This window comes from Anaerococcus vaginalis ATCC 51170 (assembly GCF_000163295.1).
Taxonomy (GTDB): domain Bacteria; phylum Bacillota; class Clostridia; order Tissierellales; family Peptoniphilaceae; genus Anaerococcus; species Anaerococcus vaginalis.
The window spans coordinates 153,540-169,296 of record NZ_GG700527.1; the positions used below are offsets into that span (position 1 = coordinate 153,540).

The window sequence follows — 15,757 nt, forward strand, 5'->3', positions numbered from 1 at the left end:
AAATTTATTTTAGATTTTATGTTAAGTTACAATGCTTTGTTAATATTTTTATAATATTTGCTTTTGAATTTTGTTTTGTATCTGATTTAGAGTTTTATAATGAATTTTGTTTTGTATTTCTTTTAGAGTTTTATTATCAAATTTGTTTTGTATCTGATTTAGATTTTTATTATGGATTTTATTTTTGGATTTAGTTTTTAATTTTGCCTTTCTTTTTATCGATATTTTCTTTAAATTTTAGTCTTTGTTAATAATTTTTATATTAAAAATTTCATTAGTTTAGTTAATTAATTGAAAATATATCTTATAAATGTTACCATAAAAAGAGAATAAATGTTTATAAAGAGGTTCTTATGGGTAAGGCGAATATAGAAAAATTTAGGGATGATAATTTCTATGTCTTAAACTCAATGGATGACTGGGTTAGGATACTTGATAAGTATGGTAGGCTTGTTTTTATTAATGAAAAAATGAAACGAGATATTCATCTTGACAGGTCGCTCATTGAGCAAAATATTGATATAGAAAAACTTAGTGAAAAGGCTGATATTTTTAAAAATACTACAATTGAAGAGGAAAAACTCATTAATGGTAAATATTATTCTATTAAATCTTCTCCCCTTTATAATGACAATGAATTTATGGGAATTATTGAAGTTTATAGGGATATAACTAGCGAATCTAGGATGAAAGTTGACCTTTTTAATGCAAATAGAAAGATGCTTGAAGATATTAGGTTTGTTAGGAAAATTCAAGCGAGTATTTTGCCCAAAAATAAAACTTATGGGGATATAAAGCTTGAGGGAAGATATATTCCATCAAATGATCTTTCGGGGGATTTGTTTGATATTATTAAGGTTGATGAAAATAAGTATGCCTTTTATATTGCCGATGTTATGGGACATGGGGTTAAATCTTCTATTATGACCATGTTTGTAAAATTATCTATAAGCGGAATTTTTGAACGACATAGTGATTATTCTCCAGGTCAAGTTTTGAAAAAACTTAGGGAAAAGTTTGTAAAACTTGATATGAATTCATCCCAGTATTTTACAGTTTGGGTTGGAATTTTTGATAGCCTAAATGATAGCCTTACTTTTTCTAATGCTGGACATAATTGCCCACCTCTTCATCTTATTGAAAATAAAAATCGTGTAAATAAACTTGTTGTTTCTGGTAGGATGATTTCTAATATTATTGAGCAAAATATTTACCAAGAAGTTACTATTAAACTTCATCCTAAAGACAGGATTTTATTTTATACTGATGGTGTTATTGAAAGTAAGGATATTGAAAAAAACGAGTATTCTGTTGAAAGATTGATGGAAAAATTAAAAAATAAAAATAATCTTGATTCTATTTTAGAGGATTTGGAAAAATTTACTTGGGGCGAACAAGATGATGATATTAGTCTTGCCCTAATCGATTACAAAGGAGAAAAAAATGAAAATTAATCAATATATTGACCACACTTTATTAAAAGCTGATGCAAGAAAAGATGAAGTTACAAAGATTGTAGAAGAAACTTTAGAATATAATTTTAAATCTATTTGTGTAAATTCTTCTTATGTTTCTATGATTAGAGATATGGATAAGGATATTAGAATTACATCTGTTATTGGTTTTCCTTTGGGGGCAATGACTACAAAGGCTAAAGTTTTTGAAACAGAAGATGCCATAAAAGATGGGGCAGATGAAATTGATATGGTAATTAATGTTGGAAGATTAAAAGATAAAGACTATGATTATGTTCTTGAAGATATAAAAGAAGTTAAAAAAGCTTGTGGCGATAAAATTTTAAAGGTTATTATTGAAACTTGCCTACTTGATGATGAAGAAAAAATTAAAGTGTGCGAACTTTCCAAAGAAGCTGGTGCAGATTTTGTAAAAACTTCTACAGGATTTTCTACGGGTGGAGCTACAAAAGAAGATGTGGCTCTTATGAGAAAAACTGTTGGAAAAGATTTGGGAGTAAAGGCAAGTGGAGGAATCCATACCTATGATGAGGCAATGGAAATGATAAATGCTGGAGCAAGTAGACTTGGTTGTTCAGCATCAATTGCCATCGTTGAAGGGGAAAAATAAATGAGCGATGTTATGATGCAAGCCTTCGAGTGGGACAGTCCCGCTGACGGAGGCTATTATGCTTTTTTGAAGGAAAATGCAAAAAAAATAAAGGATGCTGGAATTGATGCTCTTTGGCTTCCACCAATGTGTAAGGGCGGAGGCGATCAAGATGTTGGATATGGAATTTATGACTTGTGGGATTTGGGAGAATTCGACCAAAAAGGCACAGTCAGAACAAAATATGGAACAAAAAAGGAACTTCTTGAAGCAATTGATGAACTTCACAAAAATAATATAAAAGTTTATGCCGATGTTGTTTTAAATCACAAGGGAAACGCCGATTTTGAAGAAGAATTTATGGCGAGAATGGTAGATCAAAATAACAGGGGAAAAGACGTATCAGAAGATATGAAAATTAAGGCTTGGACTGGATTTGATTTTCCAGGACGAGCTGGTAAATATTCAGATTTTGTTTGGCATTATTATCATTTTACAGGAGTTGATTACGATTCAAATACCGACACAAAAGCAATATTTAGAGTCCTTGGAGAAGGAAAATATTGGGACCATGGCGTAAGTGATGAAAAAGGAAATTTTGATTATCTAATGAACGCTGACATAGACCATTCCCATCCAGAAGTAAGAGAAGAAATATTTAAATGGGTTGATTGGTTTATGGAAGAAACTGGAGTTGATGGTTTTAGATATGATGCATTAAAGCACATTTCTGACGAATTTATTTATGATTTATCAAATCATATAATGGAAAAAAAGAAAGATAATTTTTATCTTTTCGGGGAATATTGGCAATATGACGAAGGTCAAATTGATGGATATTTGGATGATACTGATTGGAAAATAGACTTATTTGATGTGCCACTTCATTTTCACTTTGAACAGGCGAGCAAGTCAAATGGAAATTATGATATGAGAAATATTTTTAACAACACAATTGTCAAAAATCATCCTTTACAAGCAGTAACCTTTGTAGATAATCACGATTCCCAACCAGGTCAGTCTTTGGATTCTTGGGTTGAAGATTGGTTTAAAGAAATAGCCTATTCCTTAATTTTATTTAGAAAAGACGGCTATCCTTGCATATTTGCAGGAGATTATTATGGTTTAAAAGGAGAAATCAAAAAAGATCCATTAAAAGAAATGATTGATAATATGCTTGATGTAAGAAAAAAATATTCTTTTGGCGATCAAGATGATTATTTTGATAATCCACAAGTTGTAGGTTGGGTAAGAAGAACAGATGATAAAACATCTTCCCTTGCAGTTTTGATTTCCATAGGAGATATGGCTGAAAAACAAATGTTTGTAGGCGAAGAAGAAGCCGGAAAAACCTATGTAGATTTGTCAGGCAACAACAAAAACGAAGTTACAATCGATGAAAATGGAAACGGAATTTTTAATGTTGGACCTGGTTCAGTTTCATATTGGGCAGCAAAGGAAAATTAAAACAAATGAAATATTACGCAGTAAAAAAAGGCAGAAATCCTGGGATATATACATCCTGGGATTTGTGTTTAAAAGAAGTAAAAGGTTACAAGGGAGCAATCTACAAATCTTTTAAGAAAAAAGAAGACGCAGAAGATTTTCTAGAAGATAAAAATATTGAAATAAAAGCTGACAAAGATTCAGTAATAGCCTACATTGATGGTTCATATTCCAAAAAAGATAAAAAATATGGCGTGGGAATTGTCTACATAACAGACGAAAAAATCGAAGAAATCTACAAGGATTTTGATGACGAATTTCATATCCACAGAAATGTTGCAGGAGAAGTAAAGGCAAGTGTTGGAGCAATCAACAAGGCAATATCCGAAGGCAAAAAAACAATCTATATCCATTACGACTACCAAGGAATAGAATCTTGGGCAAGAGGAGATTGGAAAAGAAATAACGAACTTACAAAAAGATACTACGAATTTTTCCAAAAAGCAAAGAAAAAAATCGACGTACACTTTATAAAAGTAAAGGCTCACTCAAACGACAAATACAACGATATGGCTGATGCCTTGGCGAAAAAATCCTTGGGGATAGAAGGATAAAATTTATAATAAATTAAGATAATAAGATAGACAGAAAAGTTAAAAAGCTTTTCTGTTTTATTTTCGCCTTAAAATTTCTAAATAAAATGGTACTATATATAAGGATAAAAATTTAAGGGGGATATATGAATTGTTTAATTGGTCAGTCAGGTGGGCCCACCGCTGTTATTAATTCTTCTTTGGCTGGTGCTATCCAAGCTGGGATTGATTTTGATTTTGAAAATGTATTTGTTTCACTTAATGGAATTGAAGGGCTTTTAAGTGAAAATATCAAATTAGTTGACAAAGATTTGTTTGAAAAAGAAAATGCAAATGAAAGGCTTAGAAAAAGACCTTCTTCTATTCTTGGATCATGTCGTTTTAAATTAAGTGATGACTTGAAAGATTGGCAATACAAAAAAATCTTTGAAAATTTAAAAAAATATGAAATTTCGACTTTTGTCTATATTGGTGGAAATGATTCAATGGATACAGTTATGAAACTCAATTCTTACATAGAAAAAAATAAGATTGATTGGGTAAATGTAGTTGGTTGTCCAAAAACAATTGACAATGATTTGTGCGAAATGGACCATTCGCCAGGCTTTGCATCAGCATCAAAATTTGTAAATTCTGCCCTAAGACAAATTAGGCTTGATTGCGATATTTATCCAATAAAATCAGTTACCTTTGTAGAAATTATGGGAAGAAATGCAGGCTGGCTTACAGCAACTTCATATCTTGCAAATTATAAAAGAAAAAAAGATATAGTAAATTTAGTCTATCTTCCAGAAGATAAAAAATCATTAGATGATATAGAAAAAGAAATTAAAGAAAAATTCAAGGAAGATAATAATTTGCTAATAGCAGTTTCAGAAGGATTTATGGACAAAGATGGAAAACTTTTAAATGAAAAACAAAAATCATTTGATAAAGGCTTCAATCATCCAATAATTGCAGGCATTGGCTTAAAAATTTCAGACTATATTCACGATAAATTAAAAGTAAAAACTCGTTCGGTCGAATTAAATATTGTCCAAAGAACAAGTTTTCTAATTTCAAAAACCGATTCAGATGAGGCTTACCAATTGGGATATTTGACAATAAAATATGGGAAGGAAAAAACAAATCTAGTTCCTATATTAAAAAGAGAAAATTCTAAGGATTACAAAGTAAAATATTCTACAACAAAACCATCAAATATAGCAAACAAAGAGAAAAAAATACCACAAGAATGGCTAGAATCAAGAGAGATTTTAAAAGAAAAAATTACAAATTACACTCTTCCATTAATAAAAGGAGAAATATACCAAGAATTTATAGATGGAATTTTTGATTATATAAAATTGGAAGATTTTACAAAAAATAATTAAATAAATTTATAAAAATAAATCAGCATAAAGAATAAATCTTGTGCTGATTTTTTTTGCGGTAATATTTTTCGCAAATATGTAAATGTTTTGTAAAAGGCTTTTATTTCATTGATTATTAGTATATAATTGAAGTAATAATATAGTAAAAAAAAGGAGGTATTTTTAGTGAAAAGTAAAAAGAATAAAAAAATTATTTTAACACTATTACTAGCTATTATTTTGCTCGGTACAAATATAGCTTTGGCGTCGTATACAAAACGTGATGACGATAGCGATGATATTTATATCGACAAGATAAATGAAAATATTGTAAAAAAACCTACTGAGCTTGATGAAAGCAAGGATATTGATGAACAATTAGAAAATCCAAAATATCCAAATATTTACACCTATAGGTGGGATTACAAAATTGGTGTAAAAGAAAACGGTTTAGATAAGGATAAAATTATTTTTCAACCATATATAGCAAGCGTAGGAGAAAATGCAAGTCCAGAAGAAAGGGCAGAAGTTTTAAAAGAAATAAACTTGCCTGAAGTAAAAGGCTACAAAAAACCAAATGGCATTGATTCCTATGATGTTACTTATGATTTTGTAAAAAATAATGCCAAAGATACAAAAAAAGCGAGCTTTTTGTTTTATGGAAATCATGATTATAAATATGAACCAGAAGAAAAATATATTAAAGTAAAATATATTTTTCAAAACTTATATGATCATGAAAAATATGAAAATCCAAATGGTGAAAAAGAACCATTAATCAAAGAATATAAGGCAAAAACTGGAGATAAATTTAAAATTCCAGGACTAAATAAAGAAGATAGTGAAAAATATGCAAAAGGATTCGAACCAGAACAAAATAATCTTGAGGTAACAGTTCCAGAAAATGCAAGTGAAACTCCTTTAATTTATCACTACAATAGAAAAACTTTCCAATTGGATTTTGATACGGATGGTGGATCTTATGTACCAAATATGACTCTATATTATGGTCAAACTATTCCATATTTTGATTACAAACCAACAAAAGATGGGTCAGTTTTTAAAGGATGGAAGTCTAATAAAGATATAGAAACTTCTGATGGCACAAAAATAAAAAAAGGCGATCTTATAGATATGAAAAATTATCCAGATGGTCTAAAAGATGCAATGCCATCAGAAAACATCATCTTTACTGCAGTTTGGGAAGAAGAACCAACAGCAGATTATAAGATTCAATTTTGGACTCAAAAAGCTGAATCTGATGGCTATGATTTTATAGGAGCAAAAGTAATAAAAGATGCAGACACAGGCTCTCGTCCAAATTTAGATTCAATGTTACCAGAAGGTTTCAAATTCCCTGAAATAGAAAAAGATCTTACAAAAAAGGGAAAAGAAAAAGAACTTAATAAATATTATGTTAGAAATACCAAAAAAATAAAAGAAGAAAATACAGAAAATGTTAAAAATGATGATGGATCAAGTAAAGTTCTTGTAAAAAAAGTTCATTCTGATGGCTCAACTACCTATAACATTTACTATGATCGTCAAACATATACAATGCTATTTGAAAAATTCTGCATTGATAGTCCTGAAGAAGGTTTTCCAGCTAAAGAAGCAAAAATGGTACTTCCTGATGGAAGAAAATATGATTCTACAAAAGAAGTGAACAAACCATATAAATTTACAGCGAAATTTGGCGAGAGATTGACAAAATGGCCTAATGATATGTGGCTTATAGAAAAAGGCGGAGTTGACTTTGATCCAAATCGTAGTTTTATAGGCTGGCAATTAAATACAGAAAATAATAATAATGAAGATCAAAGTCTATATCTTGATACTCCACCATACTGGCTAACATCAAAAGATTTTATAGACAGAGATTTTACTAGTGAATGGGGTCCAGATGTAAGACCTGCAACTCACTCAACTTCAACAGGAGAAGTCCTACCTGAAAGAACTATTTCTCTTGGACCTTGTCAAAGTGCAGAGGATCAATTTGCTATCTACTATATGGAATATTTGTTTGAGGGCTTTGACGGTAAGCTCCACTATAATCCAGATATGTCATATACAAAAATTGACACAAATGCTCAATACGAATATCCTTCTCCAGGTATTGTAGGATTTAAACCTAAATATGAGGGAATTGATCCTTATGACGATGTACTTCAACGTCCTGCAAAGAAAAAAGGCTATACAGAAAGACTTACAGAATACACTTTTGATGAACTTAAAGAAAAATTAGCTGAATATGAGAAAGATAGATCAACGGATGAAAAATCCTTCTTTGATCCTATAGGTGAAAAAGGAATTAATGGAGTTCCTTTCAAGGACATTGAGAGATACCGCTTTGCATTTACTTATGAACGTGAAAAATATACACTATATCTTGATAAAGATCCATCAGATGTAAATGCACATGCTGATTTTTCTGGAGAGAAATTTTCAAATGGTAAAGATGCGATTATATCTGATGTATATTATGATCTTCCTCTTAGAAAATTAAATCTTGATGAAGATTATAAGCTTACAGAAGATGATAAGCCTAAAAATCTTCCTGATAATTATGTATTTAAGGGTTGGGCATTGGATGCTCAAGGTAGCAAGCTTATTAAGGATACTATTAAAGAATCTGAGAAACTTGAATCTCAAATTGCTGAGAAATATAAAGAGCTTGAAAAAAATTCAAATGACAAAGAAAAGAAATTTAAGTTACAAAATGAAATAAAAGAGTTAAAGTCTAAGCTAGATGATGCTGACGCTAACATGCCTAATTATGATGTTGTCCTTTATGCAAAATGGGGCGAACCTGACAAAAATTATAAGGTAAAATTTGATCCAAATCTTGATCCAAATGATGGAGAAATTAATTCTATTGAACAAAAAGATATTGCAACTCACAAAGATGGCGAAAGAATTAAAATATCAACTGAATTTGGAAAAGTTCCATACAAATCTCCTGAAAAACTTAAAAATGAAGGAAATACTCAAGTATTTGATGTAGCAAATAGAATGACAATAAAAGAGCCACCAAAACCACAAAGAGATGGTTATGATTTCTTGGGCTGGGAGCTTGTAACTTATAATGAAAATGGAAGTGAAGATACTTCTTATAAAGATAAATATGGTGTTCCAAGACTTTATTCTTTTGGAAACGAAATTATATCAGATCTTCATCTTAGAGCAATTTGGGTAAAAAATGGTTTAGTTGATGTAAAAGTCTACCATCACTTGCTTGATAAAGATTTTAATGAAGTAAAATTAGTTGATGGCGTAATAAAAAATCAAAGAGTTAAAACAAACACTACAGCTTATGGTGTTATGCAAGGCGAAGATTACATCTTGGCTAATGATGATGAATTTGATAATAAAAATGTAAATGAAGATACAAAAAATCAATACGAAAAATATAAAGAAGAAACGGAAAGAGAAAATTCTTATTATCAAAACCAAGTTGTTCAAGCTGAAGACGATAATACAACATATGATGATGATGGAAATCCACAACAACCAATAAAATTAGACTTTAAAAATCAATTCCACTTCTACTACAGACCTTATCGTTATAGAAAATATACAGTAAATTATCTACTAGCAAAAGATGGACAAGATAGTTTTGAAACTGTTGGAAGTCAAAAAGACTTTGAAAATGTAATAGAACCTGAAGAAGTTTTAAATGGAAATAGACACTTTGATTCTGTAAATTATAGAAAAATAAGAGGTTTCAAATTAGTAAGTCCTCCACAAACTCAATTATTCTTTGATATTAACGAATACACTCACGAACTAAATGGTATTAATGGAATAAAAAATACAAAGGATGTTAATTTCTATTATAAAGATGTCAGAGTTCTAAAAACAAAAAATCCAAATACACCAATACCTAAGGGCTATCACAGAATTACCTTTAAGGCACTTGATAATGGTTCATTTGGAACAGACAAAGATGGCAAGGAAATAAAAGAAATTTATTATGATGTAATCGATGGTTTGAATTTCAAAAATATTCCTGTACCAACAGATGAAGAGAAAAATGGCATAAAAATTACTCCAGATAAAAATTACAACATTGGTTCATGGAGTGGAAGAAGAGAAGGTGGAAAAGAATTAGGAGGTTTACTTGATGAAAATACTTCTATAAAACACAATTATGAATTTGAAATTGACTTTATAGAAGATAAATATCCAGAAGTAAAACCTATTAAAGTTTTTGAATCATCAAAAGATGACGGCGGAAACTTCATTAATGACTTTATGCCAACAAATGCCCAAATAGAAGAATCTATTAGCGATTTAATTAAGCTTGAAAAATATAAAGATTATCAAGTCTTAGAAAAAGAAAAAATCTATGATAAGGTAAAAGAAGATGAAGCTTATAATAATAAGCCAAGTGATGTTAAACCTAAAAAAGATTCAATTAAAGTAAGGGTTAATTTCAAAAATGATACTTACAAAGATTTTGAAATTCCTGTAGAAATTTACAAAAATATATATAGGGCATTGGATAGTAAATCTAAACCAAATATAGTTCAAGACGACGAATTTTTGAAAGATTTTGTAAAAGTTGATGTAGTTCCAACAAATAAGGCTAAAGATAAACAAACAAAAACTTATTATGTAAATCCAAAAGCTCAAGTAAGAATTCCAGAAAATGATCCAGAAGGAGAAAATGACTGGACATTTGAAAAATGGACAGCTGATTTGGATTCATTGGAAGATAAAGATGATTTCAAAATGCCAAATCGTCATATTTTTGAAAATGAAACTGTGCTTACTGCAAGATATTCAAAAACACCAAAAGATATTGTATATCCACCAAGTGCTAAGATGATAACAACCTATGTAGGAAATTATCCAACTTTAGAAGAATATGAACAAAAAATAAAAGCTGGAAAAATCGGAAAAACTGGAGAAGTTGCAGAAATTGACTCTTATTATCTAATAGATAAAAAACCAGACGTAAGCAAAGAAATTCTACATCCAGAAAAAGAAATAGATGATCCAACAGATCCAACAAAGAAAGTTTACACAAATTACCAAAGAGTAAAAGTAACTTACAAAACAGGAGAAGTATTCTTAGTTGACGTACCAGTAAGAGTATTAGATACAATCAAAGAAGTACCAGATGAAAATACAATTCCAGGAGAAGACTACAAAGATTATATTCTAGTAACAGTAGATCCAACAGACAAAGCAAAAGATCCAACAAAGAAATACTACAGAGTAAGAAAAGATGTAGAAGTAACAATTCCATCAAATAATCCAGAAGGAATAGAAGTAACAAGTAAAAACGGTGAAAGCCACAGCTACGAATTTACCAAATGGAAAGAAAAAGATACAAAACCAAGAGAATGGGAAAAAGACAAAAAAATCATAGGCAAATTCGAAAAAGACACAGAAATAATAGCAAAATATAGTCTTAAAGCGTGGCAACAAGAAAAACCAGAGAAAAATGTAATACCAAATGATCCAGATAATCCACAAAAAAAACCAAAAGGTTATGTAAGTGTAAAATTCACAAGTGATGATGGATTAACACTAAGTGGCATCCAAGAATATTTCGTAAAGAAAAACCTTGAAATAACATTAAAAGATATAAAATGGGCACAAATAGAAGAAAAAGTAGGATATAAATTCGATAAATGGGATAAAGAAAAAGATTTAGAAATAAAAGATCAAGACATAGTTGTAAATGCAACATCAATCCCATTAAAAGATGTAATACCAAAAAAAGATGGCGAAGAACAACCAAAAGGTTACGTAAAAGTAGACTTCAAAACAGACGGAAATGGAACACTAGAAGGAGAAACAAGCTACTATGTAAATCCAACCAAAGAAGTAACACTAGAAGTTCCAGAAACAAAAGCAAATATAGGCTATAAGTTTAAAGAATGGGACAAAGATGCAAACAAGCCAACAAAATATGAAAAAGATACAACAATCACAGCAAAATTTAAAGCACTAGATGATGTAAGCGAAACACCAATAAAAGATTACGTAAAAGTAACATTCCAAATAGAAGGAAAAGGTGGAAAAATAAAAGAAGGCGAAGTAGAAACCTACTATGTAAATCCAGAAAAGAAAGTCATAGTAACAACGCCAAAGCTAGAAACAGAAATAGGCTATAAATTCAAAGGATGGGATAAAGATACAAGTAAACTAACCCAATATACAGAAAAAGAAACAATAATAAAAGGAACATTTGAAAAAATAGCCGACATAATCCCAGAAATTGACGAAGATGGAAAACCAAACGACAAACCAAAAGGCTACGTAGAAGTAATCTTTGAAAAAGGAAAACACGGAGTCTTAGAAGGAATAACAAAATACTACGTCAATCCAAAAGCAGGAAAAAAATTAAAAGAAATTAAGCATCCAGAAATCAAAGCAAACAATGGATACGAAAAATACGGATGGGATACAGACGATAATACAGAAATAACCAAAAAAATAATCGTCACAGCAAGATATAGCAAAGAGTTTACACCATTAGCACAAGAACCAAGTGCGAAGATGATAACAACCTATGTAGGAAATTATCCAACTTTAGAAGAATACGAACAAAAAATAAAAGCTGGAAAAATTGGAAACAGTGGAAAAGTTGCAGAAATTGACTCTTATTATCTAATAGATAAAAAACCAGACGTAAGCAAAGAAATTCTAGATCCAGAAAAAGAAATAGATGATCCAACAGATCCAACAAAGAAAGTTTACACAAATTACCAAAGAGTAAAAGTAACCTACAAAACAGGAGAAGTATTCTTAGTAGACGTACCAGTAAAAGTATTAGATACAATCAAAGAAGTACCAGATGAAAATACAATTCCAGGAGAAGACTACAAAGATTACATCCTAGTAACAGTAAATCCAACAGACAAAGCAGTAAACAAAGAAAAATCATACTACAGAGTAAGAAGAGATGTAGAAGTAACAATTCCAGAAAAAGATCCAACAGGAATAGAAGTAAAAAGTGAAAAAGATAGCCACAGCTACGAATTTAGCGAATGGAGAGAAAAAGAAGACACCGAACCAAGAAAATGGGAAAAAGGTAAAAAAATCACAGGAAAATTCGAAAAAGACACAGAAATAATAGCAAAATATAGTCTTAAAGCGTGGCAAATAGAAGAAACCAAGAAAAATATTATTCCTGATCCAGAAGAAATACCTGAGGGCTATGTAAGCGTAACATTTACGAATGATAATGGTTTGTATTTGGATGGCACACAAAATTATGCTGTAAAGAAAAATGTAAATGTCAAATTAAGTGATTTGAAATGGCCAAATATTGGAGAACATTTGGGTTATGAATTTGTAAGTTGGGATCAAGAAAAAACTTTAGAAATAAAAGATAAAGATATAGTTGTAAGGGCAAGCTCAAAGGCGATTGATGATGTGATTCCAAATGATGGAAATCATGAAAAGCCAAAAGACTATGTAAAAGTAGATTTTACAACTGATGGTCATGGAAGTCTAAGTGGACAATTATCATATTTTGTAAATCCTACAAAAGAAGTAACTTTGGAATTCCCACAAGCAAGTCCAAATACTGGATATGAATTTGGATCATGGGATCCTGATAATACAAGTAAGCCAACTGTTTATAACGTTGACACTACAATTACAGCATATTTCAATGAATTGAATGATGTAAGCACTGAACCTGTAGAAGGATATGTTGAAGTTTCTTTTGTAACACAAGGCGAAGGTGGCTCAATAATGGATGGACAAATTACAAAATTCTATGTAAATCCAGAAAAAGAAGTTATTCTTCCACCTCCAAGTTTAAATGTTGAAATTGGATACGCATTTAATGGTTGGGATTTTGATACAATACAATTTGTTCAATACAAAGAAAATAAAATAGTTACTGGAACATTTGCTAAACTTCCTGATGTAATTCCAGAAGTTGATGGAAATGGTAATATTAATGATAAACCTCATGGATATGTTGAAGTGATTTTTGAAAAAGGAGATCATGGAGATCTTGAAGGAATAACAAAATATTATGTAAATCCAAAAGCTGGAAAAACTTTAGCAGAAATTGCTCATCCAAAAATTGTAGCAAAAACAGATTACAAAGTAAAAGGATGGGATACAGATGATAAGACAGTAATTAATAATAATATAATAGTAACTGCCTTGTATGAAAAAATTGAAAAAGCAGATCCTAAACCACAAGAACCAACAAATCCACCACAACCATCCAATCCATCAAGCACAGAACCTTCTGTAGAAAAACCAAGTTCTAGCAATGAAAAGGATAAAGAAAAAGATGTTAAATTACAAAAAGTAAGTGGAGATGATAAAAAAGGTTCAAATGTTGGAGGCACAAAAATGCCAAAAACAGGAATTGAAAGCAATTTAGGATTCTATTTATCAACAATTGGACTAAGCACAATTGGATTATTTATCCTAAAAAAGAAAAATAAGTAAAATTTTTCCTAACCCTAGCTAAAGCTAGGGTTATTTTTTGCAAAAAAAATCCAATCTATAAATTTCAATAGGCAATAAGCTTTTGAAAATATAGATTGGATTTTTGTTTTTAAATTATTAATTGTTAATTAGTTAAAAATTAATTTTATAGAAATTCAACTTCTTTTTTGTCAGTGATTTTTACAGGGATTCCTACTTGATTTGTTTTGATTTTTTCTTCAAAAGCATTAAAATTATCCCTATATGCCAAAAATCTTTTGAGATTTATCATAGAATCGGTTATATCTATGATTTCACATCCTTGGAAATTTTTTGAATCATTATTGTAATTTTCAATTATTTCAGTGCAATCTGGACAAAGTTTGCTAACAAATATTTCTATCATTTTTTCCTCCTATAAGTTATATAATTAAATTTAAGGTCATTTTCGTAATAAGCTTCTGATTTATTTACAATTTCAAAATTTTTGTCTTTATCAAAATTGTGAAGGAAGGTATCAGCATCTTTTTCTGCATCGATTTTTGTAATAATTGCCTCATCACAAAAATCTAAGAGCAAGTCTACAATTTCTTTTCCACCGATTACAAAAACTTCTCTATCATTTTTATTTTCTCTTACATATTTTAAAATATTTTGTGGGCTATTAAAGACTAAAGCATCATCAAGTTTTAAATCTTTATTTCTTGTCAAAACTATATTTTCTCTTTTGGGAAGAGCCCCATTCATGGACTTATAAGTTTTTCTTCCCATTATAACTATATTATTTAGGGTAAGGTCTTTAAAATGTGCCAAGTCTTTTTTTAAATGAAAAAGAAGTTTATTATCTTTTCCAATTCCAAAATATCTATCTACAGCCAAAATTATTTTCATAATTGCTCCTTGTAAATTTGTAATCTTCTTTTATTCTATCATTTTTGATAAATAAATTAAATTTTTTAAATTGATATATCAAAAGTGATGGGAAATGGAAGTAAAATTTTCACAAAAAAACTTCAAGCAATTAGCTTGAAGTTCTAATTTTTTTATTATTTAATTTTAATACCAACCGTTGTTGTTCCAAAATGCTAGGGCGTTATCCCATGAACCATATCTTTGAGCTACGTATTGGTCTGCAACTCTTTCTTGGTTAGCTGGAGAATAATCTCCGTTTAAGTAAGATGCTGACAATTGATATTTTCCAATATATTGTCCGTTTCTAGCATTGTAAGATCCACCAGATTCTCTTTGTGCTATAATTTGTTTTGCTGATGAATTATTAGCTGTATAATTTTGTGCTGGTGCTTGTGTTTGAGCAGGTGCTTGATAAGATTGAGCTGGAGCTTGGTATGAAGCTGTAGCTTGATAGTTATTATTTGTGCTTGTTTGACTTTGAACTGGTGCATAATTTTTGTTGATAAAATCATTAGAAAGTCCTAATAAACTATTGTGGATATATCCTTCTTTACCTTCAAAAACTACTTTTACAAATCCGTTGTTTGCTGCAGATTTTACTTCTACACTACTATCTTTTTTAAGAACTTGATAAACTTCTGAATTTAAGTTATCAGATTTTCTAAAGTTTGCTGGGCTTAAAATTTTAGCTGTTTCTGTAATATTAAACCATTGACCACCAACGTAAGCTTCTTTACCGTTAAATTTGATTTTTAACCAACCATCTGTTGATCCTAGAACTTCATAAGATTTATCATCAGTTATAAGTCCGATTATATTATTTGATTCGCTAGCATCACTTCTTACATTAACTGCGTCAGCTTTGTTTGCATCTTTAACTGCAGATGAAGCCTCAGCCTTGTTTGATGCTGTAAATAATGTTGGTAGTACGATTGCCGCTGCTAAGGCATATTTTTTTAAATTTGTCATAATGATTAC

General features: G+C 30.1%; 9 protein-coding genes. 6 read left to right on the forward strand and 3 right to left on the reverse strand.

Annotation, left to right across the window (positions count from 1 at the left end; genetic code table 11):
* The first annotated feature begins 353 nt into the window (after window positions 1-353).
* The 6 genes from HMPREF0078_RS00880 (at window position 354) to HMPREF0078_RS00905 (ending at window position 13,888) form a co-directional block, all read left to right on the forward strand.
* Entirely contained in the window at window positions 354-1,454 is a 1,101-nt protein-coding gene (locus HMPREF0078_RS00880; protein ID WP_004838128.1) for a PP2C family protein-serine/threonine phosphatase, read from the forward strand.
* Window positions 1,444-2,085: a deoxyribose-phosphate aldolase gene (gene deoC / locus HMPREF0078_RS00885; RefSeq protein WP_004838129.1), complete on the forward strand. Its 642-nt coding sequence runs from the start codon at window positions 1,444-1,446 to the stop codon at window positions 2,083-2,085. The genes HMPREF0078_RS00880 and deoC overlap by 11 nt, the downstream gene beginning before the upstream one ends.
* Complete coding sequence (locus tag HMPREF0078_RS00890; RefSeq protein WP_004838130.1) at window positions 2,086-3,531, forward strand: alpha-amylase; 1,446 nt, start codon at window positions 2,086-2,088, stop codon at window positions 3,529-3,531.
* 5 nt (window positions 3,532-3,536) lie between these two features.
* Entirely contained in the window at window positions 3,537-4,124 is a 588-nt protein-coding gene (locus HMPREF0078_RS00895; RefSeq protein WP_039920349.1) for a ribonuclease H1 domain-containing protein, read from the forward strand.
* A 125-nt stretch (window positions 4,125-4,249) separates the two neighbouring features.
* Window positions 4,250-5,476 (forward strand): diphosphate--fructose-6-phosphate 1-phosphotransferase, encoded by a 1,227-nt coding sequence (locus HMPREF0078_RS00900; protein ID WP_004838132.1) that lies wholly within the window; start codon window positions 4,250-4,252, stop codon window positions 5,474-5,476.
* A 165-nt stretch (window positions 5,477-5,641) separates the two neighbouring features.
* Window positions 5,642-13,888 (forward strand): InlB B-repeat-containing protein, encoded by an 8,247-nt coding sequence (locus tag HMPREF0078_RS00905; RefSeq protein WP_039920350.1) that lies wholly within the window; start codon window positions 5,642-5,644, stop codon window positions 13,886-13,888.
* 145 nt (window positions 13,889-14,033) lie between these two features.
* On the opposite strand, the gene HMPREF0078_RS00910 is transcribed toward HMPREF0078_RS00905, so the two are convergent.
* The 3 genes from HMPREF0078_RS00910 to HMPREF0078_RS00920 form a co-directional block, all read right to left on the reverse strand.
* Entirely contained in the window at window positions 14,034-14,273 is a 240-nt protein-coding gene (locus HMPREF0078_RS00910; RefSeq protein ID WP_004838133.1) for a hypothetical protein, read from the reverse strand.
* The gene (locus HMPREF0078_RS00915; protein ID WP_004838134.1) at window positions 14,270-14,758 is read right to left on the reverse strand and encodes a dihydrofolate reductase; all 489 of its coding nucleotides are present in this window, start codon (window positions 14,756-14,758) and stop codon (window positions 14,270-14,272) included. The genes HMPREF0078_RS00910 and HMPREF0078_RS00915 overlap by 4 nt, the downstream gene beginning before the upstream one ends.
* A 165-nt stretch (window positions 14,759-14,923) precedes the next feature.
* Window positions 14,924-15,748: an aggregation-promoting factor C-terminal-like domain-containing protein gene (locus HMPREF0078_RS00920; RefSeq protein ID WP_004838135.1), complete on the reverse strand. Its 825-nt coding sequence runs from the start codon at window positions 15,746-15,748 to the stop codon at window positions 14,924-14,926.
* Window positions 15,749-15,757 lie beyond the last annotated feature (9 nt).

Coding starts and splice junctions, on each gene's coding strand:
- HMPREF0078_RS00890 (WP_004838130.1), top strand. CDS start 2,086: ATGAGCGATGTTATGATGCAAGCCTTCGAGTGGGACAGTCCCGCTGAC.
- HMPREF0078_RS00920 (WP_004838135.1), bottom strand. CDS start 15,748: ATGACAAATTTAAAAAAATATGCCTTAGCAGCGGCAATCGTACTACCA.
- HMPREF0078_RS00895 (WP_039920349.1), top strand. CDS start 3,537: ATGAAATATTACGCAGTAAAAAAAGGCAGAAATCCTGGGATATATACA.
- deoC (WP_004838129.1), top strand. CDS start 1,444: ATGAAAATTAATCAATATATTGACCACACTTTATTAAAAGCTGATGCA.
- HMPREF0078_RS00915 (WP_004838134.1), bottom strand. CDS start 14,758: ATGAAAATAATTTTGGCTGTAGATAGATATTTTGGAATTGGAAAAGAT.
- HMPREF0078_RS00900 (WP_004838132.1), top strand. CDS start 4,250: ATGAATTGTTTAATTGGTCAGTCAGGTGGGCCCACCGCTGTTATTAAT.
- HMPREF0078_RS00910 (WP_004838133.1), bottom strand. CDS start 14,273: ATGATAGAAATATTTGTTAGCAAACTTTGTCCAGATTGCACTGAAATA.
- HMPREF0078_RS00880 (WP_004838128.1), top strand. CDS start 354: ATGGGTAAGGCGAATATAGAAAAATTTAGGGATGATAATTTCTATGTC.